Annotated in this window: 22 protein-coding genes and 1 pseudogene; 4 read left to right on the top strand and 19 right to left on the bottom strand. The window is 69.4% G+C overall.

Going from position 1 to position 22247, the window contains the following annotated elements; genetic code table 11:
- The first annotated feature begins 59 nt into the window (after positions 1-59).
- Both QE377_RS15790 and glgB read left to right on the top strand, forming a co-directional pair.
- On the top strand, positions 60-2141 hold the full coding sequence (locus tag QE377_RS15790; protein WP_373459539.1) for a maltotransferase domain-containing protein: 2082 nt from the start codon (positions 60-62) through the stop codon (positions 2139-2141).
- On the top strand, positions 2138-4276 hold the full coding sequence (glgB, locus tag QE377_RS15785; RefSeq protein WP_307325134.1) for a 1,4-alpha-glucan branching protein GlgB: 2139 nt from the start codon (positions 2138-2140) through the stop codon (positions 4274-4276). Before QE377_RS15790 ends, glgB begins: the two co-directional genes overlap by 4 nt.
- 90 nt (positions 4277-4366) lie before the next feature.
- Here the strand turns inward: glgB and QE377_RS15780 are convergent, their stop codons facing one another.
- Positions 4367-5293, bottom strand: a complete 927-nt coding sequence (locus tag QE377_RS15780) for a tetratricopeptide repeat protein (RefSeq protein ID WP_307325131.1) — start codon at positions 5291-5293, stop codon at positions 4367-4369.
- Positions 5293-7146, bottom strand: a complete 1854-nt coding sequence (locus tag QE377_RS15775) for a glycosyl transferase (protein ID WP_307325129.1) — start codon at positions 7144-7146, stop codon at positions 5293-5295. The genes QE377_RS15780 and QE377_RS15775 overlap by 1 nt, the downstream gene beginning before the upstream one ends.
- Positions 7147-7257: 111 nt before the next feature.
- Between QE377_RS15775 and QE377_RS15770 the strand changes: the two genes are divergently transcribed.
- A complete protein-coding gene (locus tag QE377_RS15770; protein ID WP_307325126.1) occupies positions 7258-8313 on the top strand; it encodes an AI-2E family transporter in 1056 nt (351 codons plus the stop codon).
- Here QE377_RS15770 and QE377_RS15765 read toward each other — a convergent pair whose 3' ends face one another.
- From QE377_RS15765 to rpsB, 9 genes and pseudogenes are all read right to left on the bottom strand, one after another.
- Positions 8314-9036 carry an alpha/beta hydrolase gene (locus tag QE377_RS15765; protein ID WP_307325123.1) on the bottom strand — a complete coding sequence of 241 codons (723 nt, stop codon included), beginning with the start codon at positions 9034-9036 and terminating at the stop codon, positions 8314-8316. It abuts the gene before it with no gap.
- Positions 9036-9323 carry a hypothetical protein gene (locus tag QE377_RS15760; protein ID WP_307326053.1) on the bottom strand — a complete coding sequence of 96 codons (288 nt, stop codon included), beginning with the start codon at positions 9321-9323 and terminating at the stop codon, positions 9036-9038. Before QE377_RS15760 ends, QE377_RS15765 begins: the two co-directional genes overlap by 1 nt.
- A gap of 2 nt (positions 9324-9325) precedes the next feature.
- Positions 9326-10009 (bottom strand): transglycosylase SLT domain-containing protein, encoded by a 684-nt coding sequence (locus tag QE377_RS15755; protein WP_307325119.1) that lies wholly within the window; start codon positions 10007-10009, stop codon positions 9326-9328.
- A 59-nt stretch (positions 10010-10068) separates the two neighbouring features.
- The gene (locus tag QE377_RS15750) at positions 10069-10686 is read right to left on the bottom strand and encodes a DivIVA domain-containing protein (protein WP_307325116.1); all 618 of its coding nucleotides are present in this window, start codon (positions 10684-10686) and stop codon (positions 10069-10071) included.
- Positions 10683-11711, bottom strand: a complete 1029-nt coding sequence (locus tag QE377_RS15745; protein ID WP_307325114.1) for a phosphatidate cytidylyltransferase — start codon at positions 11709-11711, stop codon at positions 10683-10685. Before QE377_RS15745 ends, QE377_RS15750 begins: the two co-directional genes overlap by 4 nt.
- A gap of 6 nt (positions 11712-11717) precedes the next feature.
- The gene (gene frr, locus QE377_RS15740) at positions 11718-12272 is read right to left on the bottom strand and encodes a ribosome recycling factor (protein ID WP_307325111.1); all 555 of its coding nucleotides are present in this window, start codon (positions 12270-12272) and stop codon (positions 11718-11720) included.
- 63 nt (positions 12273-12335) lie between these two features.
- Positions 12336-13052: a UMP kinase gene (gene pyrH, locus QE377_RS15735; RefSeq protein WP_137417134.1), complete on the bottom strand. Its 717-nt coding sequence runs from the start codon at positions 13050-13052 to the stop codon at positions 12336-12338.
- 81 nt (positions 13053-13133) lie between these two features.
- Positions 13134-13962 (bottom strand): annotated as a pseudogene (gene tsf, locus QE377_RS15730) (translation elongation factor Ts).
- Between the two features lie 99 nt (positions 13963-14061).
- Positions 14062-14964 (bottom strand): 30S ribosomal protein S2, encoded by a 903-nt coding sequence (gene rpsB, locus QE377_RS15725; protein WP_307325108.1) that lies wholly within the window; start codon positions 14962-14964, stop codon positions 14062-14064.
- 300 nt (positions 14965-15264) lie between these two features.
- Here rpsB and QE377_RS15720 point away from each other — a divergent pair, with 300 nt between their 5' ends.
- On the top strand, positions 15265-15792 hold the full coding sequence (locus QE377_RS15720; RefSeq protein WP_307325106.1) for a M23 family metallopeptidase: 528 nt from the start codon (positions 15265-15267) through the stop codon (positions 15790-15792).
- Between the two features lie 2 nt (positions 15793-15794).
- Here QE377_RS15720 and QE377_RS15715 read toward each other — a convergent pair whose 3' ends face one another.
- From QE377_RS15715 to lepB, 8 genes are all read right to left on the bottom strand, one after another.
- Entirely contained in the window at positions 15795-16370 is a 576-nt protein-coding gene (locus QE377_RS15715) for a hypothetical protein (RefSeq protein ID WP_307325104.1), read from the bottom strand.
- 32 nt (positions 16371-16402) lie between these two features.
- The gene (locus QE377_RS15710) at positions 16403-17305 is read right to left on the bottom strand and encodes a tyrosine recombinase XerC (protein ID WP_307325101.1); all 903 of its coding nucleotides are present in this window, start codon (positions 17303-17305) and stop codon (positions 16403-16405) included.
- Between the two features lie 16 nt (positions 17306-17321).
- A complete protein-coding gene (gene dprA / locus QE377_RS15705) occupies positions 17322-18482 on the bottom strand; it encodes a DNA-processing protein DprA (protein ID WP_307325099.1) in 1161 nt (386 codons plus the stop codon).
- The gene (locus tag QE377_RS15700; RefSeq protein WP_307325097.1) at positions 18479-20005 is read right to left on the bottom strand and encodes a YifB family Mg chelatase-like AAA ATPase; all 1527 of its coding nucleotides are present in this window, start codon (positions 20003-20005) and stop codon (positions 18479-18481) included. The genes dprA and QE377_RS15700 overlap by 4 nt, the downstream gene beginning before the upstream one ends.
- Positions 20002-20364, bottom strand: coding sequence for a YraN family protein (locus QE377_RS15695; protein WP_307325095.1), 363 nt, complete (start codon positions 20362-20364; stop codon positions 20002-20004). Before QE377_RS15695 ends, QE377_RS15700 begins: the two co-directional genes overlap by 4 nt.
- A 92-nt stretch (positions 20365-20456) precedes the next feature.
- Complete coding sequence (locus tag QE377_RS15690; RefSeq protein ID WP_137417143.1) at positions 20457-20780, bottom strand: DUF2469 family protein; 324 nt, start codon at positions 20778-20780, stop codon at positions 20457-20459.
- Positions 20781-20821: 41 nt separating this feature from the next.
- Positions 20822-21481, bottom strand: a complete 660-nt coding sequence (locus tag QE377_RS15685) for a ribonuclease HII (protein WP_307325091.1) — start codon at positions 21479-21481, stop codon at positions 20822-20824.
- Entirely contained in the window at positions 21478-22236 is a 759-nt protein-coding gene (gene lepB, locus QE377_RS15680) for a signal peptidase I (RefSeq protein WP_307325088.1), read from the bottom strand. The genes QE377_RS15685 and lepB overlap by 4 nt, the downstream gene beginning before the upstream one ends.
- Positions 22237-22247 lie beyond the last annotated feature (11 nt).

Raw genomic sequence — 22247 nt, 5'->3', positions numbered from 1 at the left:
CGTTCGCACCGACCGCGTCACGCCTGTCGTGCCGCACCCGCCCGCGATAGGTTCGCTGTGTGGCCACTCCGACACGATCGCTCCCCGTCCGCACTCAACGAAGCGGAGCCGAGATCCCGCTGCGCACCGTCGCGGCGCCCGCGCCCGCCGACACGCTGACCGGCCGCATCCCGCTCAGCGCGGAACGACCGTCGACGCCCGACCCGCGGTTCGACCCTTCCGCCTTCGCGGGCGAGGTCGTCCCGTTCCGCGTGCGCGCGTTCCGAGAGGGGCACGACCTGATCGGCGTGCAGCTGCGGCTGACCGCGCCCGACGGAAGCGAGTCGCTGCATCGGCTCGACGCCCACGAGGACGGGTTGGACACGTGGGGCGTCCTGGTCACGCTGCTCGTGCAGGGGACGTGGTCCTTCCGTTTCGAGGCGTTCGCCGACCGGTACGCCACCTGGCGCCATGCGGCCGAGCTGAAGATCCCCGCGGGCGTGGATGTGGCGCTGATGCGCGAGATCGGAGCACGCCTCTTCGACGACGCCGCCGCGGAGAAGGACCGCCCCGCCGCAGAGAGGCGCCTGTTGACGGAGAACGCCGCGCTCCTACGCGCGAGCGGCACCGACGAGGAGACCTCTCTCGCCATCGTCCACGACGACCGCATCGCAGAGGCCTTCACCGCCCGCCCGCTCGGCGAGCTCTGGACCCTCGGCGCGACGCACGAGCTCCTCGTCGAGCGCGAGCGGGCGGGCGTCGGCGCATGGTACGAGTTCTTCCCCCGATCCGAGGGAGCGAGGCGCCGGGCCGACGGGGCCATCGAGCCGGGCACGTTCCGCACCGCCGTCGATCGGCTGCCGGGCGTTGCGGCGATGGGGTTCGATGTGCTCTACCTGCCGCCGATCCATCCCATCGGCCGCACCCACCGCAAGGGCCCCAACAACACGCTGAGCGCGGGCCCCGCCGACCCCGGATCCCCGTGGGCGATCGGCGCGCCGGAAGGCGGCCACGATGCCGTCCATCCGGAACTCGGCTCACTGGCCGACTTCCGCGCCTTCGTGGCTGCGGCCGCATCCGCCGGCATCGAGATCGCGCTCGATCTGGCGTTGCAGGCGTCGCCCGATCATCCGTGGGTGACGGAGCACCCGGAGTGGTTCACGACCCTCCCCGACGGAACGATCGCGTACGCGGAGAACCCTCCGAAGAAGTACCAGGACATCTATCCCGTCAACTTCGACAACGACCCCGCGGGCATCCGTGCCGAGGTGCTGCGCATCGTGCGCCACTGGATCGCCCAGGGCGTGAGGATCTTCCGCGTCGACAATCCCCACACCAAGCCGCTGCAGTTCTGGGAGTGGCTGATCCGCACCGTCCGCGACGAGGCGCCCGACGTCGTCTTCCTGGCCGAGGCATTCACCAGGCCCACGCCGTTGCGCGGGCTCGCACAGGCGGGTTTCCAGCAGAGCTACACGTATTTCACGTGGCGCAACTCGAAGGCCGAGCTCGAGGAGTTCCTCGACTCGCTCGCCCACGAGACCGACGACTACCTGCGCCCCAACCTCTTCGTCAACACCCCGGACATCCTCACCGAGTACCTCCAGTACGGAGGGCGCGCGGCCTACCGGATCCGCGCGACGATCGCGGCGACCGCGGCGCCGACCTACGGCGTCTACGCGGGCTACGAGCTGTTCGAGAACGTGGCGCGCCCGGGCAGCGAGGAGAACATCGACAACGAGAAGTACGAGTACAAGCTCCGCGACTGGGAGCAGGCCGAGGCGGACGGCGACTCGCTCGCGCCCTACCTCGCCTTCCTCAACCGGGTCCGGCGCGAGCATCCCGCGCTGCGCCAGCTGCGCAACCTCCAGATCCAGCACAGCGACGACGACGCGATCCTGGTCTACTCGAAGCACCTCGACGGCGCCCTCAGTGAGAGCGGCGAGAGCGACACGATCATCGTCGTCGTGAACGTCGATCCGCACTCCGCGCGCGAGACGACCGTGCATCTGGACACCGCGGCATGGGGCATCCCGGCGGGATCGCCGTACCTCGTCGAAGACCTCGTGACGGGTGCCTCCTGGACCTGGACCGACCACAACTATGTGCGGCTGGACGCGTTCCACGAGCCGGCGCACATCCTGCACGTGAAGGGCCTCGCATGAGCGTCATCGAACCCCGGGTGCTCGACACCGTCGCCACCGGCTCCTATTACGCCCCGCACGACGTGCTGGGTCTGCACCCCGATGGCGCGGCCGGCGGAGTGATCCGCGCCCGGCGGCCACTGGCCGCATCCGTCACGGCCGTCTTCGCCGATGGCCGAGAGACAGCGCTCGAACATGTCCGCGCGGGCATCTGGGAGGGCGCGTACCGCGGCGACGCGGGCCCGTACCGGCTCACCGCCGCATACGAGGGCTCCGCTGCGCACACCGCAGACGACCCCTACCGCTTCTCACCGACGGTCGGGGAACTCGACCTCCACCTCATCCGCGAGGGACGCCACGAGCAGCTCTGGCAGGTGCTCGGCTCCCACGTGCGCGAACACGAGGGCGTGATGGGGACGTCCTTCGCGGTCTGGGCCCCCCATGCTCAGGCCGTGCGCGTCGCCGCCGACTTCAACGGCTGGGACGGTCAGTCGCACAGCATGAGGTCGATGGGCGCGAGCGGAGTGTGGGAGCTCTTCGCGCCGGGTGTGGGCGCGGACAGCACCTACAAGTACGAGATCCTCACGCGCGACGGCCGGTGGATCCTCAAGGCCGATCCGATGGCACGTCGCGCCGAGCTGCCGCCGGCGACGGCCTCGGTCGTGACGGAATCGGGCTACGAATGGGGCGACGACGCGTGGATCGCCGAACGCGCCGCCAGCCAGCCGCTCGAGCGCCCGATGTCGGTCTACGAGCTGCACCTCGGCTCGTGGCGGCCGGGGCTGGGCTACCGCGACGCCGCCGACCCGCTCATCGAGTACGTGAGCGCCCAGGGGTTCACGCACGTCGAGTTCCTCCCGCTCGCCGAGCATCCCTTCGGCGGTTCGTGGGGATACCAGGTGAGCGGCTACTACGCGCCGACGAGCCGGTTCGGCTCACCCGACGACCTCCGCTACCTCATCGACCGGCTGCACGGCGCCGGCATCGGAGTGATCATGGACTGGGTTCCGGGTCACTTCCCCCGTGACGAGTTCGCGCTCGCCCGTTTCGACGGCGAGGCCCTCTATGAGCACCCCGATCCGCGGCGCGGCGAGCACAAGGACTGGGGAACCCTGATCTTCGACTACGGCCGGGCCGAGGTGCGCAACTTCCTCGTCGCCAACGCGCTGTACTGGTTCGAGGAGTTCCACGTCGACGGCCTGCGTGTGGATGCGGTCGCCTCCATGCTCTACCTCGACTACTCCCGCGAGGCCGGCGAGTGGGAGCCCAACATCTACGGTGGCCGCGAGAACCTGGAGGCGATCCAGTTCCTCCAGGAGACCAACGCGACCGTCTACAAGAAGTTCCCCGGCATCGCCATGATCGCGGAGGAATCGACGAGCTACCCGGGCGTCACAGCGCCGACGAGCGCCGGCGGCCTCGGATTCGGCTTCAAGTGGAACATGGGGTGGATGAACGACTCGCTCGTCTACATCTCGCGCGACCCGCTTTACCGCGCGCACCACGAGGGCGAGCTGTCCTTCTCGTTCGTGTACGCGTTCAGCGAGAACTACGTGCTCCCCATCAGCCACGACGAGGTCGTGCACGGCAAGGGCTCCCTTTTCGCGCGGATGCCCGGCGACCACTGGCAGAAGCTCGCGGGAATGCGCCTCTTCCTCTCCTACATGTGGGCCCACCCCGGCAAGCAACTGCTGTTCATGGGTCAGGAGTTCGGACAGATCGCGGAATGGTCCGAATCGCGATCACTCGAGTGGTGGCTGCTCGACCAGCCCGCCCACCGTGAGCTCGGCGACTTCGTCGCCGCCCTGAACGCGACGTACCGCGATACCCCGGCGCTGTGGCAGCGGGACGCGGACGGCTCTGCGTTCTCCCGCATCGGCGGACCCACGTGGAACCCGAACGTCTCGGCGTTCGTCCGCTGGGACGCCGACGGCAGACCCCTCGTCGCGGTCTCGAACTTCTCCGGCGCGCCGCTGCACGACTATGAGCTGGATCTCCCCCTCGCGGGCGTCTGGCAGGAGCTGCTCAACTCCGACGCATCCGCCTTCGGAGGTTCCGGAGTGGGCAACCTCGGAGCGGTGACCGCCGATGCATCCGGGCGCGCACGGATGACGCTGCCGCCGCTCGGAGCGCTCTGGCTGCGTCCCGCCGAGTGACAGAACGGGTTTGGGGCGCGATCGGAGCGTCGGGGCGCGAACATGGCGCCCCACAGCACGAATCGCGCTCCGAACCCGGGCGCCTCGGCCTCAGAACAGGAGTGAGGCGAGGCGTCCGCGCGCGCGGATGACCCGGGGATCCGCGTCGCCGACGAGGCCGAACAGCTCGAGCAGACGCGCGCGCACCGGTGCGCGGTCATCGGCCGGCAGCGCGGCGAACAGGTCGAGCAGCCGCCCGAACGCGTCGTCCACGTGTCCGCCCGAGATGTCGAGGTCGGCCACCAGGAGCTGCGCGTCGATGTCGGTGGGCGCGGCGGCGGCTGCCGCACGGGCCTGCTGCAGGTCCGCGCCCTGCACGCGCTGCAGCAGACGCACCTGGCCGAGGCCCGCGTGGGCATCGGCGTCGCGCGGGTTCTCTGCCAGCGCACGCTCATACGCCGACGCCGCCCGCGCATAGTCGCCGTCTTCGATCGCCGCGAAGGCCTCCGCGTGCAAGGGCGGCAGCGGCGCCTCCTCGGGAGCGTCCGCCGGGCTCCCGGTGCCGGCATCGACCGTCCCCGTGACCCCGTTCTGCGCCGCGAGCTGCAGGAGCTGCGAGAAGACCTCACGGACCTGCTCCTCGGGAACGGCGCCGGTGAACAGCGGAACCGGCTGGCCGCCGACGAGAGCCACGACCAGGGGAATGGACTGCGCACGGAAGCCCTGCGCGATCTGCGGGTTGGCGTCCACATCCACCTTCGCCAGGACGAGACGCCCGGCGAGCTCTTCCACCACCTTCTCGAGGATGGGGCTGAGCTGCTTGCAGGGTCCGCACCATTCGGCCCAGAGGTCCACGACGACCGGGACCGTCCGCGAGAGCTCGAGGATCTGGCCGAACGTCGCGTCGGTCACATCCTGCACGAGGGAGCCGGCCGCCGGGGAGGAGGGGGCGGCATTCGACCCCGGAGCGGGCCGGTTTCGAAGAGCGGAGAGATCGACGGCGCCGCGCAGGACGGCTCCGGGGGCCTGATCGGACATCACAGAACCTTCGCTTCCAGGATGTTGGAGGTGTAACCGAGGAGTCGGATCTTCTCCGAGGAGCCTTGCGCCGGCACATAGAAGAACAGCTGGTCGGCGAACGTCGAGCTCACGCCGGTGGCGGACTCCGACACACCGGTCAGCGCCTGAACGGTGGGATTGTCGGTCAGCTTGATCACGACGTCGCCGCTGTTCGGCGTGACTGTGTCGACTTCGTTGACGGAGACCGCGACGATCGCTCCGCTCTCGAGGGTCGCGAGAGCGAGCGGAGCCTGGCTGCCCGCCTGGGCCGCGAACTCGATCGTGCCGGTCGAGGCACCGGTCTCATTGAACTTGTCCCGGCGTTCCTGGCGGTTCGCGGTGACATTCTGACTGAACAGGTCGGTCTGCTCGTCGAACAGTGCGATGGACGAGCTGTCCTTGCCGTTGTTCAGGACGTCGGCGTACGCCTCTGCCAGCTTGTCCGGCGCGATCGTCAGGAACGACGAGTCCGGCGGAACCTGGGAGGCGCCGATGTACGCGGGAGCGAGATCGGGCATCTCGACCGATCCCAGCAGATCCCCGATGTACGACAGCTTGTAATCGGCCCACTGGTCGGCCTGCGTCAGGAACATGATCGTGGAGACCGGTCCCTGGGCGCCTTCCTTCTGCACGACGGCCATCACCGTGCGCGGCCAATCGTCGAACGCCTGCGGCAGGATGATCTGCGTGGGCTCGGCCGGAATCGGAGGGAGCGCCGCCTCATCGGCGAGAGCGCCGCGCAGGGCGTAATTCGTGTTGCGCTCGGCCAGCGCGGCTCCATCGAGCCGGGTGGCCGCGAGGTTCGCGTCGCGTGCCTCATCGGCGGACGCGACCGTCGTCGAGATACGCTGCAGGATCGCCTGCGCCTGCGCCTCCGTCACTGCAGGCGCCTGCTGATCGGCCGAGTCGACGATTGCCGCGGTCCCGGAGGGCGTCGGCGTCGGAGCCAGATCCGGCCACGCATCCGGAGAGCAACCGGTGAAGACGAGCGCACCCACCACCGCCAACGGAACGGCGAGCAACGGGCGACGCGAGGATCGTCGCGAAGGCGTGGCACTGATCACGCCCTTCGCCCCCGGCTCGACGGCGAGATCGATCGGCTGCGTCTCCGGCAGGGGCGGCGGCGCTTTCCGGCGCGGTCCGCGGGAGCGCCGGTCGTGTCTGATGGCCAGGATGTACAGCACGATCCCCGCGACGAGCGCGACGCCGCCCAGGAGCATGAGCGGTCCTGCCCAGGGCGTCGTCTGGGCGATGTTCCAGGTGATGCTGGCCTCGGCGGGAGCGGCCTTCGTGCCGTCCGAGGCGATCAGCACGCTCATCGAGTCGGGCAGTTGCAGGGGAACACTGACCGCGCGATCGTCGCTGTACTGAGCGAGCCAGAGATCGGACTGCGCGGGATTGCGGCTTCCGGGCGCCGCCTGGTCCCCTTCACCCGCTGTGTCGGCGGCGGCATCCTCCTCAGAGGCCTGGGGCTCGATCAGCTCGGCGTTCAAGACGCCGTCCTGCCCGACGGAGACCTCGTTGTACGTCTGATCGGAGAGCCAGGCACGCATGTCGGAGGTGCGGCCGTAGGCGACGAAGACGCCGTCGGAAGCGGAGACGCGCAGGGTCTGCGTGCCCGGCAGCGAGGTCAGGACGGCACCGTCGACCATCGTGTATGCCGCTCCATCCGCGGCGGGGATCTCGGCGCTCTGCGTGGACGGGCCGTAGAAAACGGTCCGTTGAGCGATGCCTGCCCCGATGAGCAGAGCGGCCAGTACGAAGGCCGCGACGGCCCAGACGAAACGCACGAAATCTTCCTCCCATGCCCGCAGAGCGGAACGATCCGACATTCGAGACTAGCCGAGACGCCTGTGTGTTGCGCGAGAGGGGGTCGCTGCCGACTCCACGGCGGCTCCGCCCGTATCGTGTGTGCAGCACGTTCCGCTCGCCGAGGAGGCACTGTGAAGCTCCACAACCCTTTCCGCATCGCCTTCATCGGCACGCTCGGCGTCGGCCTGGGGCTCCTGCTCATCGGCAGCGTGCAGACCCTGTCGACGATCCTCCTCTACATCGGCACGGCTCTCTTCCTGTCGCTCGGTCTCGAGCCCGTGGTGGCATGGCTGACCAGGAGACGGCTGCCGCGCTGGTCGGCCGTGCTCGTCACCGTCCTCGGTGTCCTCGCGATCTTCGCCGGCATCGTGTGGATGGTCGTCCCGATCATCGTGAGCCAGGTCAGCCAGCTCGTCGAGGAAGTGACGCGGTTCCTTCAGAGCACGTCGTGGCAAGACGTCAAGGACTGGATCCATTCGGTGTTCCCGGGAATCCAGGACAGCACGATCGACGACACCGTGACGAACGTCCAGAACTGGGCGATCTCGAACTGGGGGAACATCACCGGCGGCGTCATCAACGCGAGCCTCGCGTTCCTCGGTGGACTGACGGGAGCCTTCATCGTCCTGATCCTCACGATCTACTTCACCGCGTCGACGCCGAACCTCAAGGCAGCGGTCTACAGCCTCGTCCCCGCTTCGCGTCGTCCGCGATTCATCGAGCTGTCCGAGCAGATCACCGACTCCGTCGGGTACTACGTCATGGGGCAGGTCAGCCTCGGCGTCATCAATGGCGTGCTGAGCGCCATCTTCCTGACGATCATCCAGGCGCCGTTCCCTGCCGTGCTCGCTGTGATCGCGTTCTTCTTCTCGCTCATCCCGTTGGTCGGAACGCTGACGGGCTCGGTCATCATCGTCCTGACCTGTCTCATCCCGGGTCTGGGCTCGCCGACGACCGCGCTCACCGCGGCCATCTGGTACGTCATCTACATGCAGCTCGAGGCCTACCTGGTCTCGCCGCGCATCATGAGTCGCGCCGTGGCCGTCCCCGGTGCGGTGGTCGTCATCGCCGCCCTCGCCGGCGGATCGCTGCTCGGACTTCTCGGCGCGCTCGTCGCGATCCCGGTGGCCGCGAGCATCCTGATCATCTATCGGCAGGTGATCGTCCCACGCATGAACGAGCGGTGATCAGGCGATCGGCCCCTCCCACTCCGTCGGAAGGGGCGCGGCCGCCGGATTGACGATCGCGACGATCTCGTCCAGCACGCGGCGGGTCTGAGCCTCACCCACCCAGAGGTGCTTGCCGCCCTCGACGGCGATCAGTGTCATGTCCGGCACCGAGGTGAACCGGCGTCGCGCCTCGTCGGGACGCAGGTAATCGTCGAATTCGGGGATGAGCGCGACCAGTCGCCGAGGATCTCCTTGCCAGGCGGCGACATCCTCCTCGCTCGCGCGATGCAACGGAGGCGAGAGCAGGATGGCGCCGTCCACGGGGTGCTGCCTGCCGTACTTGAGCGCCAGCTCGGTGCCGAACGACCAGCCGACGAGCCACGGATGCGGCAGCGCGCGGTCGGCGACGAGGTGCATGGCCGCTGCGACGTCTGCCTCCTCGCCGACCCCCTCCTCGAAGTGACCGTCGCTCTTTCCGCGCGGCGAAGAGGTGCCCCGGGTGTTGAACCGGAGCACGGCGAGATCCGCGAGGGCGGGCAGCCGGGCTGCGGCCTTGCGGAGGATGTGCGAGTCCATGAACCCGCCGTGGGTGGGCAGCGGATGGAGCGTCACGAGAGTGGCGACGGGCTCCTTCTCGAGCGGAAGCGCCAACTCCCCCACCAGCTGGAGTCCGTCCGCCGTGCGCAGGACGATGTCCTCGCGTCGGGCCGGAAGCACACTCGCACCACGGATCTCAGCCATCACGCCACCTTCCAACAGTGAGAATGCCAATGCCGACGTGCCGCGAGATCCGCGGCGTCGCCCATGACCCCGTCCGCGCGCCACACCACCAGATGTGCTGTTCCCGCCGGGATGACGCGGTGACAACCTGGGCAGGTGTACTCCTTCACGGCCTGCATTGCCGAGATCGGCTGCACCGTCCATTCACGGCCGCCGCGCATCTCCGTGCGTTTGAAGCCCGCCAGCAAGCGCTGGAACGACTCTTCGGAGCCGGAGTGCTCGGGGCGGCGTCGACGCGATCGCGCCACCGTCACCACCAGTGGTTGTTGATCCAGAACGCGTACGCGCCCGCCCAGCTGCCGTAGCGGCCGACGGCGTACCCGGTACCCCAGCGAAGGTTGTCCACCGGGTCGTAGCCGTTGCCGGGAACCTTGCTGCACGGCAGAGCCTGCACGAGACCGCACGCGCCGGAGCTGCGGTTGGTGGCGTTGGGATTCCAGCCGCTCTCCTTGGAGACGATGTAGTCGACGTAGCCCCAGTCGCTCTCGGCGATGCCCGCCGCAGCCATCCACTCGGACGGTGCTCCTCCGCCCGAATAGAACGGCGTCGAAGGGGATGCTGCCGCCACCTTCGGCTCCGGCGGAGGCGGCGGCTTGGGCTTCTCGAACGCGCTGTACGAGTCACGGTCGAGCGACACGACAGCCCCGGACGCCACGACGAGACTCTGCGCGTCGTCGATCGTGCTCGAGTAGACCGTCTCTGTCTCCGACTGCGCCGGCGACGCATCCGTGAGCGCGAACGCGGCAGGGCCGACGGATGCGGCGGCGAAAGCCAGCGCGGCCACCCCGGCGAACACCCCGACGACCCCGCGGCGCCGCGACCAGCGCGCGTTCGTCGCCGCCCGCGATGCGGGAGCCGACGCCGGAACGGCCAGCGCACGGGCCGACCGTCGGGTCAGCGGCGCCGGGTTTCGGGTGTCATCTCCGGAAGTCACGATTCCCCGATTGTAACGATTTGGTCCTGAGAACGCCATGCGAGCCCGCAGGCCGGGATTCAACCGACCGCCAGCATGATCTCGACGACGGCGTCGAGCACCGCATCCACCTGGGTCTCGCGGTATCCGCCGCGCTGCATCCGAAAGGCGACCGATCGCACTTGTTCGACCGTCAGCCCTGTGCCGTCGGCCAGGTAGCGGGCGATCCGATCCGCCACCAGGTCGACCTCGTCCACACGGTACCCGTAGTGGACGAACGAGACGCGCTCGAAGCGGTGCCGGCGCTCTCGTCCCAGTCGGTCGAGCACGACCTGCGCGTCCTGACGCTGCTGCTGCACCCAGGCCCGTGCGCCCATGCGGGCGATCTTCTGCTGACGCTCCTGCGCGGCGAACGCGTCCTCCACACGGCCGAGTGCGGCATCCACCGGGCCGATCGCGTACCCGCCGCGCACGAGTGCGAACGAGACGTCGCGGACGTCGGACGCCGCGACTGCCGTCTCATCCGGCAGGTCGGATTCGAAGGCCTCCCGGGCGCGGGCGAGAAAGTCGTCCACGGCGACCGGATCGTAGCCCTTCGCCCGCCCCTGCACGCGTGGGAAGGCGTTGTGACGGGACGAGGTGGAGATCGCCGCGGTCTCGTTGCGCTGTTCGAGCGCGGATCCGTCGTGGACTGTCATGAAACCGCCAAAGGTGTCAGCAGGTAGAACAGAGCGAGAGCCGCGGGAGCCGACGGGAGGATGGAGTCGAGCCGATCCAGCACGCCGCCGTGACCGGGGAGCCAGGAGCTCATGTCCTTGATGCCGAGATCACGTTTGAGCATGGATTCGCCGAGGTCCCCCGCGGTCGCCGTGCCCAGGATCACCAAGCCGAAGATGATTCCGGTCCACCAGGGAAGCCCGAGCATCAGCCATGACAGCAGCACACCCGCGATCACCGCAGCGAGAGCGGCGCCCGCGAATCCTTCCCACGTCTTCTTGGGACTGATGCGCGGCGCCATCGGGTGCCGACCGAGGGTCAAGCCGGTCACATAGGCACCCGTGTCCGACGCGATCGCCACGATGAGGAAGGCCATGACCCACCACTCGCCGTGATCCTGGCGCAACAGCACCAGTGCGAGGCTCGCGAGGAACGATACGTACACGGGCAGAAGCGCGCCCGCCAGAACATCGTCCACCACGGCCGAGTAGCGTCGACCGTCCCGCGCGATCATCTGTCCGAGCAGACGCCACACCACGATGAGCACGACCGCGACGAACAGCGACACCCAGTGGAGCCAGAGATCGAGGAAGTACGCCGACATCAGGATCATCAACCCGCCGACGAGCTGCGGGACGACATCGACCTTCCGGCCCGACGCCTGCAGCGCTCGAGCGAACTCGAAGGTCCCCAGCAGCGCGACACCCGCGCCGAAGATCAGGAACGGCCACTTCACGAAGACGAGGGCCACCAGCACAACGGCGCCGATCGCCACACCGATCACGATGGCGAGGATCAGGTCACGGCCGGTGCGCTGCTTGATGCGCTCGTTCGCCTCCTCGAACTCCGCGCGCGCGTGCGCGACCTGCAGTTCGAACTCGTTCCGTCGCGCCCGGATCGGCGACGTCTGGCGTTCCGCCCCGGCGCGATCGCGCCCCGGCGGCACTCCTTGCCCCGGTGCCGCACTCTCTGGTGCGGCCCCGGCGGCATCGGATGCGTCGGACATGCCTTCTCAGACCTCGAGGAGCTCGGCTTCTTTACGCTTGAGCGCCTCGTCGATCGCGTCGACATGCGAACGCGTCAGAGCGTCGAGCTCCTTCTCCGCCCGGACGAGTTCGTCCTCGCCGACCTCGGACTTCAGCGCGTCGAGCTCGTCCTTGGCCTTGCGGCGGATGCCGCGCACGTGCACCTTCGCGTCCTCACCCTTGCTGCGCACGAGCTTGACGTACTCCTTGCGGCGGTCCTGCGTGAGCTCGGGCATCGTCACGCGGATGATGTTGCCGTCGTTCGTGGGGTTGGCCCCGAGGTTGGGCATGTCCCGGATGGCCTGTTCGATCGCCTTCAGCGCCGACTTGTCGTAGGGCGTGACGATGATCGTTCGCGCCTCGGGGTTGTTCAGCGAAGCGAGCTGCGCGAGCGGCGTGGGGGTGCCGTAGTACTCCACGTTCAGCTTCTGAAAGAGCTGCGGGTTCGCACGCCCGGTTCGGACGGTCGAGAAGTCCTCCTTGGCCGCTTCCACGGCCCGTTCCATACGTCCGGCGGTTTCGGTCAGCACATCGGCGATCACGGTAACTCCCTCATGTCCAGCAGCTTTCGAGTCTAGTGGCGGCATCAGCCCCGCACGCGGAGGTCACGCCGTGACGAGCGTGCCGATCTCGTCGCCGCGCAGGGCGCGTGTCACGTTGCCTGCCGGCTCCATCCCGAACACCCGCATGTCGATACGGTTGTCCATGCATAGGCTGAAGGCGGTGGAGTCGACCACCTTGAGTCCCTGGACGAGCGCGTCGTTGTAGGTGATCCGGTCGAGCTTGACCGCCGAGGAATCCTTGTTGGGGTCGGCCGTGTAGACCCCGTCCACGCCGTTCTTCGCGACGAGGACCTCGTCGGCGCCGATCTCGAGCGCCCGCTGGGCCGCGACGGTGTCGGTGGAGAAATACGGGAGGCCGGCTCCGGCACCGAAGATCACGACTCTCCCCTTGGCCATGTGACGCTGAGCGCGACGCGGGATGTACGGCTCCGCCACCTGCGTCATCTCGATCGCGGACTGCACGCGCGTCGCGGCGCCTGCCTGCTCGAGGAAGTCCTGCAGAGCGAGCGCGTTCATGACGGTGCCGAGCATCCCCATGTAGTCCGCGCGACCACGGTCCATGCCACGCTGGCTGAGCTCGGCGCCGCGGAAGAAGTTGCCGCCGCCGACGACGATCGCGATCTCGACCTCGTCGACCGCCGCGGCGATCTCACGAGCGATCTGGCTCACGATGTCGGGGTTGACCCCCAGGGAGCCGGCCCCGAAGGCCTCTCCGGAGAGCTTCAGAAGGACGCGACGGCGCCCGGTCGATTCGTCCATGTGTGCGTCCTCTTCTCGTCGGGTCAAAACTACGGCATGCGAAAGGCCCGCACCGACGACGATGCGGGCCTTTCGAGCGACTTACGCGCCGACCTTGAAGCGGGCGAAGTCGGTGAGGGTCAGTCCTGCGTCGGAGGCGACCTTCGCGACGGACAGCTTGTTGTCGCGCGCGTAGTCCTGGTCGAGCAGGGCGACCTGCTTGAAGAACGCGTTCACGCGGCCTTCGACGATCTTCGGCAGCGCGGCCTCGGGCTTGCCCTCGTTGCGGGAGATCTCGGTGACGATCTCGCGCTCCCTCTCGACGTCGGCCTCGGGCACGTCGTCGCGGGAGAGGTAGGAGGGGTTGGCGAACGAGATGTGCTGCGCGATGCTGCGCGCAGTCTCGGCGTCGTCACCCGAGTAGATCAGGACGACGCCGACCTGCGGCGGAAGGTCCTTGCTGGTCTTGTGGAGGTAGATCTCGGCGTGGTCGCCCGAGAGGGTACGCACGCGACGCAGTTCGACCTTCTCGCCGATGATCGCGGCCTCGTCGGAGATCAGCTGCTCGACGGTCTTGCCGTCCACCGGCGCGGCCAGAGCGGCCTCGACCGAGTCGGCGGACACGGCAGCGGCAGCCTCGACGACCTTGTCGGCGAGAGCGATGAAGCGCTCGTTCTTGGCAACGAAGTCCGTCTCGGTGTTCAGCTCGATGAGCGTGAACCTTGCCGTCGACCTCGCGCGCGGCCACGAGGCCCTCGCTCGTCGAACGGTCCGCACGCTTCGCGTTGCCCTTCGCGCCCTTGAGGCGGAGGATCTCGACGGCCTTCTCGAGGTCGCCGTCGGCTTCCTCGAGCGCCTTCTTGGTGTCGACCATGCCCGTGCCGAGCTGCTCGCGCAGAGCCTTGATGTCGGCGATGGTGAAGTTTGCCATGAGTGGCGGCTCCTTCTGTTGGGAGAGTTCTCGCGGATGCCGATCGGCGCGGCCGGTTCGCGGCCGCGCCGATCGTAGCGGGTCCAGGGGACGCGCTGATTACTTGTCGGTGGCCTCGGCCTCGGCGACGGCTTCGACGCTCTCGCCAGAAGCGGCGGCGACGGCCTCGACCTGCTCCTCGGCGGCAGTCTCGTCCGCAGCGGACTCGGTCGATGCGACGACCGCGTCAGCACCCTCGGCAACGGGCGCGCCCTGCTCGAGGAGCTCGCGCTCCCACTCGGCCAGGGGCTCTTCGGCGCCGGACTCGGGGTTGTGCTTCTGCTGCAGGCCTTCGGCAGCGGCGTCCGCGATGATGCGCGTCAGCAGCGAGACGGAGCGGATCGCGTCGTCGTTGCCGGGGATCGGGAACTGGAACTCGTCCGGGTCGGCGTTCGTGTCGAGGATGCCGATGACCGGGATGCCGAGCTTGGTCGCCTCATCGACGGCGAGGTGCTCGCGCTTGGCGTCGACGATCCAGATGGCGGACGGCGTCTTGGTGAGGTTGCGGATACCACCGAGCGACTTGTGCAGCTTGTCGAGCTCGCGCTTCTTGAGCAGCAGCTCCTTCTTCGTGAAGCCGCTGGCTGCCGGGTCCTCGAAGTCGAGCTCCTCGAGCTCCTTCATGCGGGCGAGGCGCTTGCTGACGGTCGAGAAGTTGGTCAGCAGACCGCCGAGCCAGCGCTGGTTCACGTAGGGCTGGCCGACACGCGTCGCCTGCTCGGCGATGACTTCCTGCGCCTGCTTCTTGGTGCCGACGAAGAGAACCGTGCCACCGTGGGCGACGGTCTCCTTGACGAACTCGTACGCCTTGTCGATGTACGACAGCGACTGCTGGAGGTCGATGATGTGGATGCCGGAGCGCTCCGTGAGGATGAAGCGCTTGACCTTCGGGTTCCACCGGCGGGTCTGGTGTCCGAAGTGGACGCCGCTGTCGAGCAGCTGGCGAATGGTGACGACGGCCATGGCCGTTCTCCTTCTGTTGCGGTTGTTCGCGTCGAACCGATCGGCCGACGAGCCTGGTGCCCGGCACGCACCCACCCGTCCGAGGACGGGACCGTAGGGTGGATGTGCCGCGGGGTGTTGCCGCTGAGGGCACGCGGAGTCACCTCGACATGCGAGGTGCGCCTCAAGTGTATCAGTCGCCGACCCACCCCACGGTGCAGCCGAACGACGTCTCCTCCCCCGCGCTCACGCCCGGGGCGATCCGTCCCCACACGCGTCTCCGCGACCCGCGCAGGTCGCGTTCCCGGGCACGGTGAGGGCATGTCCGCCCGTACCCACGCCCGCCGCACCGCCGCCATCGCCATCGCTCTGCTCGCCCTCACGGCACCGTCTGCCGTGGCGACGTGGGCTCCGGACGTCTCAGCCGCCGCATCGGATGCCGATGCGGCGCACTCATGGACATGGCCGGTCCTCGGCCGCGTGGTCGAGCCTTATCGGCAGCCCGCGCACGATTACGCGGCCGGCCATCGCGGAATCGACATCGAGGCCGGCACCGACACCGTCGTCGCGCCCGATGATGGCGTGATCCTCTTCGTCGGGGTCGTGGTCGACCGCCCCGTCGTCACGATCGACCACGGGGACGGTCTGGTGAGCACGCTCGAGCCCGTCACCACGTCCCTGCCGCCGGGAACGGGAGTGGGGGCCGGCGAGGTCGTTGGCACACTCGCCGACGGCGGGCACGCCGCCCGGGGCGCTCTCCATCTCGGCGCGCGGCGCGACGGCGCGTACATCAACCCGCTGCTCCTGCTGGGAGGGGTGCCGCGCGCCGTGCTGCTGCCGTGCTGCTGATTTCAGCGACCGGTGACGGTGTTGCGCTGACCGTTGTCGGTCACCGTCCCCTGACGGTCCGCGCGCACCGCGTTGTCGTTGCCGGACACGATCAGCGCACCGAAACCCGCCGCCGTCAGGGCGTTGCGATCTCCGTTGAGGGACACCGTCGACAGCGTTCCCGCGTCGACCGTGTTGTCCTGACCTCCCACGGAGAGGTCGGAGATGTCCGATGTACGCAGGTCGTTGCGATCTCCGGAGAGCTGGACGACGCCGAGCGTCGCCCGTGTCGCATCCACGCGCAGCCCTGTTCCTCCGATCATCACACTCCCGCAGTCGCCGGCGAGCACGAAGTCCTGGTCGGCGCCGGAGATCTCCGTCGTCCCGCTGTCGCAGACGAGCTGACCGTCCGCTGCGGGTGACGGCGCCGACGGCGCGGGCGTCATCGGACGGGTGGGGGCAGGGGACGACGCCGACGGCGCCGCGCTCGGCGGCTCCGGCAGAACCGTCTGGCGCGGGCCGGCGACGACGCCGCATCCGGTCACAACGGCCGCTGCGGTGAGGAGGATCGCGATCTGGCCCAGTCGGCGCGGTGTCATGCCTTCACGGTACGCGCCGCGCGGCGTCGGCGTCACGCCCGCGGATGCGCCTGACGGTAGGTAGCCGCGAGCCGCTCGTGCGAGACGTGTGTGTAGATCTGCGTGGTGCCGAGGTTCGCATGCCCCAGCATCTCCTGCACGGCGCGCAGGTCGGCTCCGCCGTCCAGGAGATGCGTCGCGGCAGAGTGGCGCAGGGCGTGCGGACCGGCAGCACGTCCGATGACGGGGCCGACGGTACGGGCGACGAGGTCATACACGCTGCGCGGACCCAACGCGCCCCCTCTCACGCCGAGGAAGAGGGCGTCCGACGGCTGATCGCCGGCACGGGCCGCGAGGACGGGTCGCGCACGGACGAGATACGCGGCGACCGCCTCGTCCGCGGGCGCCCCGTAGGGAACCACGCGTTCCTTGTTGCCCTTTCCGACCACACGAACGGTGCGACGCTCGCGGTCGAGATCCCGGCTCCGCAGTGCGCACAGCTCCGACACGCGCAGCGCGGCGCCGTAGAGCAGTTCGAGCACCGCACGGTCCCGCAACACGACGGGGTCGCCGTCGGCGCTGTCGACCGCCAACGCGCCGAGCATCTCACCCAGGGCGGGCGCGCTCGCGACCGCGGGAAGGGTGCGACCGCGTTTGGGCGCGATGAGACGCAGGCTCGGGTCGGCCTGGATGATCCCCTGCTCGCGCGCCCAGCCGAAGAAGCCCCGGGCGGATGCGGTGCGCCGGGCGATCGTGGCGCGACTGTCGCCGCGGTTCGTGGCCTGCCAGAGCCACTCGCGCAGCTCCTCCAGGTCCGCACTCTCGACCTGTTCGACCCCGGACAGCGCGGCGAAATCGCGCAGATCGGCTCCATACGCCCGCACCGTCGCCGGCGACAGGCGACGCACGTCGGTGAGGTGATCGCACCAGGCGTCGATCGCAGCCGCCAGCATCATGCAGCCAGCTTGCCAGTCACCGCCCCGCTGGGCGTCGCCACCCGCCGTCGACGCCCACGACCGACCCCTCGAGGAGCATCACGCCCAGGATGGCCTCGACCTCGGCGGTCGCGAGCCCGGAACGCGCCGCCAGCTCTGCCGCGTCGCGCCCGACCCTCGTGCTCAGCGCGTCCCGCACGCGCGTCCGCTCATCCGTGCGCGCACCGGGCACCACGAGCGGCCTGGCCATCCCGAGGCCGGCGAGCTCCCGCGCCTCGGCCGCATCCGTCACGCAGACCGCGTCGTACTCACGGAGCAGCCGATGGCATCCGAGGGATGCTGCGCTCGTGACCGGCCCGGGCACGGCGCCCAGGGGGCGACCCAGTGATGCTGCATGCCCGGCGGTGTTCAACGACCCGCTCCGCGCCCCCGCCTCGACGACGATGGTCGCGAGCGAGAGTGCCGCGATAAGGCGGTTGCGCGCGAGGAAGCGCCACTTGGTCGGCGCTGCGCCGCACGGCACTTCTGCGACCACCGCCGCGGTCGCGGCGATCCGCTCCAGCAACTGTTCGTGCCCGGCCGGGTAGGAGCGATCACAGCCGCCGGCGAGGACGGCGACCGTGGAGCCGGAGCGGGTGGCGAGAGCACTGCGGTGCGCCGCGCCGTCGATTCCGTAGGCCGCGCCCGAGACGACCGACACGCCCGCCGCGACCACTCCCGCGGCCAGCTCGCCCGCCACGTGCTCGCCGTAGGCGGTGGCCGCCCGCGCGCCGACGAGCGCGACGGATGGCACACGGAGCGCATCGGGATCGCCGCGGACCCACAAGGCGATCGGAGCATGATCCCCCAGATCGTCGACCGCTTCGGGCCACTCGGGGTCCGTGGGGACGAGGATCGACACCCGCGAGCGTGCGGCCCGCTCGAGAGGGTCGCTCAGGAGGTCGTCCCGCAGTCGCGGACGCCAACGAGCTGCGGCATCCGCGGCAGCACGCGTCGGGGCGCCGGTGATCCGCTGGATCTCCGCGGCATGCGCGGCGACGCGGAGCGCGGCCACGGCGGGCACGCGCGCCAGCAGCGCCCCCGCAAGCGCATCGCCGGGTTCCGCGACGCCGCTCCAGAAGACGCGGGCGGCTCGCTCCGGCGTAGCCCGCTCCCCCAGCAACGGCAGCATCCGCTCGATCGAGGCGTCGACGTTCATGCGGCGATCCCCCGCTTCATGAAGAGCGCTCGCCCGATGTCCTCCCGGGTCGGACCCGCGCGCTGCGCGAGATCGGCCAACGTCCACGCCAGGCGCAGGACGCGGTCGTAGCCGCGCAGGGTCAGCTGGCCGCGTTCGAGCGCGGCGTCGAGCGGCGCCCGCACCTCGGCGGGTGGTGCCGAGGGCCCTTCGCGCAGCCAACGGCCGGGTACGTCGACGTTTCGTCGCCAGGGCGTCCGCGCCAACCGCTCCGCGGTACGCGCACGGGCGTCCGCCACGCGTCCGGCTGCTTCCGCTGTCGAGACGCGCCCGACCGCGGTATCGACGCCCACTGCCGCGACGCGGCGCATCGGCAGATCGATGTCGACGCGATCCAGCAGGGGTCCCGACAGTCGCCCGAGGTAGCGGCGGATCGCGGACGGCGGGCACTCACACGTCGCCCCACGCACCCCGTAGTTGCCGCAGGGACAGGGATTGGTGGCGAGAACGAGCTGGAATCGCGCCGGATATCGCACGCTGACGCCGGAGCGGTGGATGTGGATGTCGCCCCGTTCGAGCGGCTGTCGCAGCGCGTCCAGGACGCTCGCGGGAAACTCGCCCGCCTCGTCGAGGAACAGCACCCCCTCGCTGGCGCGCGCGATGGCGCCCGGCCGGATGACACGGGAGCCTCCGCCGACCAGCGCAGCGACGCTGGCCGTGTGGTGCGGCGCCTCCAGCGGCGGGATGCGGGTGAGGGAGGTCACGGCCTCGCCCGACAGCGATCGGACCGATGCCACAGCGAGCGCCGCCTCGCGGTCGAGCGGCGGAAGGATGCCGGGCAGGCGCCGCGCGAGCATCGTCTTGCCCGCCCCCGGCGGCCCGCTCATCAGTAGGTGATGCCCGCCGGCGGCTGCCACCACGAGTGCCTCGACCGCTTCGCGCTGGCCGATCACATCCGACAGATCCAGCAGCTCACGATCCTCGTCCTCTGCCGGGGCACGCGTCGGCGGGGGTACGTCGGGAACGATCACGTCCGCGCCGTGCCGAGCGGCGACCTCGGCCAAGGTCGCGGCCGGCAGCACCTCGATGCCCGTCACGAGCTGGGCCTCCTCACCGTTCGCCGCGGGCACGATGATCCGGCGACGCCCCGCACGCGCGGCGGCCACGACTGCGGGAAGCACGCCTGCAACGGGTCGCAGGCGACCGTCCAGCCCCAACTCGCCGATGTGCACCGTTCCGGCGACCGACGCCGCATCCATCCCGCCGTCCGCGGTCAGCGCGGCGATGGCGATCGCGACGTCGAAGCCGGACCCGTGCTTGGGCAAGCTCGCCGGTGACAGGTTGACGGTGAGACGGCGTCTGGGCAACGGGAGACCGGAGTTCGCACATGCGTTGTGCACGCGCTGCACCGCCTCGCCAAGCGCCCGGTCCCCGAGTCCGATGATGCGGAATTCGGGGGTCTGCTGACTGACGTCGGCTTCGACCTCGACGAGAGAGCCCTCGAGCCCGTTCAGCGCGATCGACCACGTGCGAGCGACGGTCATCGCACATCCCGCAGGTGCTCGACATGACCGGTGCCGGCGTCCATCCCCAGGACGGACACGGCGTCGATACGCACCGCGCGCCCTCGCGCCTCGTCGGGATGCGCGATGCACCAAGCCACCGCGAGTCGCCACAACCGGGCGCGCTTGCGCGCGTCGATGGCTTCGAGGGGGTGCCCGAAGCGCTCGCTCGTACGTGTCTTGACCTCGACCACGACGATCTCGCCGGCTTCCGCCGCGACGATGTCGATCTCACCCAGAGGGCAACGCCAGTTGCGGTCGAGAATCCGGTACCCGCGGTCGGTCAGAAAGGATGCGGCGCGGTTCTCACCGTCTCGCCCCAGGTCGTCTTTCGCTGCCATCGCCCCAGCGTGTCGACCCTGCGGAGCCGCCGTTCACGCCTGACCTCGCATCGGGGAGAACCCGCCGCGGCCCCGGGGGTGAGGAGATCTGCTCAGTTGTCGAGCGAGAGCTCCTCGGGAAGCTGGAAGTCTCGGCGCGAGAGCTCCTCGACGTTCACGTCCTTGAACGTCAGCACGCGTACGGCCTTCACGAAGCGGTCGGCGCGGTAGATGTCCCACACCCACACGTCGGTCATCGAGATCTCGAAGTAGAAGTCGTGCTCGGTGTCACGGCGCACGACATTGACGTCGTTGGCGAGGTAGAAGCGGCGTTCGGTCTCGATCACGTACTGGAACTGCGAGACGACGTCGCGGTACTCCCGATACAGAGCGAGCTCGAGTTCGCGGTCGTAGTCTTCGAAGACATCGTCATCCATGGTGCGTCCATTCTACGGCTGCGGTCCGGGTCGGCGCGGTCTCAGAAGAGTGTGGGCGCCGCGGCGATCTGCCACGAGGCGCGATGATGCGCGTGAAGCCCGTGTGCGGCGATGGCGGCACGGTGCTCCGGGCTCGCGTATCCCTTGTTGCGTTCCCACAGGTACGCGGGCGCATCCGGATGCAGCGCGACCATGTGCGCGTCGCGGGCCACCTTGGCGACGACGGATGCGGCCGCGGCGCTCGCGCAGTCGCGGTCGCCCTTGATCACGGTGCGTACCTCGTACGGCGTCGAGCCCGCGGGCGAGATGTAGTCGTGGTTGCCGTCGAGCAGGACGACCGCACCCGTCACATCCACGCCCTGCGAGCGAAGACCGTCGAGAGCGCGGTGCGCGGCGAGACCGAGCGCCCGCGTGATCCCCACGGCGTCGATCTCTGCAGCGGACGCCCAACCCAGAGCGCTCGCATCGACCCACGCCGCGGCGGTCCGAGCCACATCCGCTCTGCGCGCCTCGGGGATGAGCTTGGAGTCGCGCAGCCCCTCCGGGATCCGGACACGGCGGGTGCGCGGCGCCATGACCGTCGCACCGATCACCACGGGGCCGGCGAGAGCTCCCCGCCCGACTTCGTCGCACGCGACGACGACGCGCTGCTCGGCCCACAGGCGCCGTTCCAGACGCAGCGTCGGTTGGACCGGACTCACTGGCCCTCCGGCCGCGGAACGTCGGCGAACACCTCGTGATGGAAGTCGATGCCGCCGAAGCGGTCGAACGGCCAGGTGATCAGGAAGGCACGTCCGACGACGTTGTCGATGGGCACGAAGCCGCGCCCGGGCTGATCCTGGTTGTACCGCGAGTCCTTGGAACGGTAACGGTTGTCCCCCAGCACCCAGAGCGACCCCTCCGGCACCGTGACATCGAAGTCGAGTGACGAAGCGGGGGCGCCCGGATCGGGCAGCAGGAGATATGAGGACTCATCGATCGGCGCACCGTTGACGGTGATCTGGCCCAGGTCGTTGCAGCACACGACATGATCGCCGGGCAGACCGATGATGCGCTTGATGAGGTGGTCGTCGCTGTCGGGCGCCGCGAGGCCGACGAGCGAGAGCACCCATTCGATGCCGTCGACGATCGGCCCCTGACTCGGAGCAGACACCGTCGAGCCGAGCCAGCCGCCCGGGTCGCGGAAGACGACGACGTCACCGCGCTCGTATCCGCCGAAACGGGGCGTCAGCTCGTCGACGAGGATCCGGTCCTGCTCGATCAGCGTGTTCTCCATCGACGCCGACGGGATGTAGAACGAGCGCACCAGGAACGTCTTGACGAGGAACGACACGAGCAGCGCGATGAGGATGATGACCAGCACGTCGCGGAGGAAGATCAACGCGCCGCGCCGTCGGCGGGGCCGGGATCGGCGGGGCAGCGATGCGTCGTCGACGGAGGGGTTGTCGGTGCTCATGCAGTTCCTCG

It is taken from the genome of Microbacterium sp. SORGH_AS_0862, from assembly GCF_030818795.1.
Lineage (GTDB): Bacteria > Actinomycetota > Actinomycetes > Actinomycetales > Microbacteriaceae > Microbacterium.
Note: the sequence above shows the minus strand (reverse complement) of the source record. Positions and strands in the feature narration are given on the sequence as shown.

Coding starts and splice junctions, on each gene's coding strand:
- glgB (WP_307325134.1), top strand. CDS start 2,138: ATGAGCGTCATCGAACCCCGGGTGCTCGACACCGTCGCCACCGGCTCC.
- QE377_RS15780 (WP_307325131.1), bottom strand. CDS start 5,293: ATGTCCGATCAGGCCCCCGGAGCCGTCCTGCGCGGCGCCGTCGATCTC.
- QE377_RS15775 (WP_307325129.1), bottom strand. CDS start 7,146: ATGTCGGATCGTTCCGCTCTGCGGGCATGGGAGGAAGATTTCGTGCGT.
- QE377_RS15765 (WP_307325123.1), bottom strand. CDS start 9,036: ATGGCTGAGATCCGTGGTGCGAGTGTGCTTCCGGCCCGACGCGAGGAC.
- QE377_RS15750 (WP_307325116.1), bottom strand. CDS start 10,686: ATGACAGTCCACGACGGATCCGCGCTCGAACAGCGCAACGAGACCGCG.
- QE377_RS15745 (WP_307325114.1), bottom strand. CDS start 11,711: ATGTCCGACGCATCCGATGCCGCCGGGGCCGCACCAGAGAGTGCGGCA.
- pyrH (WP_137417134.1), bottom strand. CDS start 13,052: ATGGACGAATCGACCGGGCGCCGTCGCGTCCTTCTGAAGCTCTCCGGA.
- rpsB (WP_307325108.1), bottom strand. CDS start 14,964: ATGGCCGTCGTCACCATTCGCCAGCTGCTCGACAGCGGCGTCCACTTC.
- QE377_RS15720 (WP_307325106.1), top strand. CDS start 15,265: ATGTCCGCCCGTACCCACGCCCGCCGCACCGCCGCCATCGCCATCGCT.
- QE377_RS15715 (WP_307325104.1), bottom strand. CDS start 16,370: ATGACACCGCGCCGACTGGGCCAGATCGCGATCCTCCTCACCGCAGCG.
- QE377_RS15710 (WP_307325101.1), bottom strand. CDS start 17,305: ATGATGCTGGCGGCTGCGATCGACGCCTGGTGCGATCACCTCACCGAC.
- dprA (WP_307325099.1), bottom strand. CDS start 18,482: ATGAACGTCGACGCCTCGATCGAGCGGATGCTGCCGTTGCTGGGGGAG.
- QE377_RS15700 (WP_307325097.1), bottom strand. CDS start 20,005: ATGACCGTCGCTCGCACGTGGTCGATCGCGCTGAACGGGCTCGAGGGC.
- QE377_RS15695 (WP_307325095.1), bottom strand. CDS start 20,364: ATGGCAGCGAAAGACGACCTGGGGCGAGACGGTGAGAACCGCGCCGCA.
- QE377_RS15690 (WP_137417143.1), bottom strand. CDS start 20,780: ATGGATGACGATGTCTTCGAAGACTACGACCGCGAACTCGAGCTCGCT.
- lepB (WP_307325088.1), bottom strand. CDS start 22,236: ATGAGCACCGACAACCCCTCCGTCGACGACGCATCGCTGCCCCGCCGA.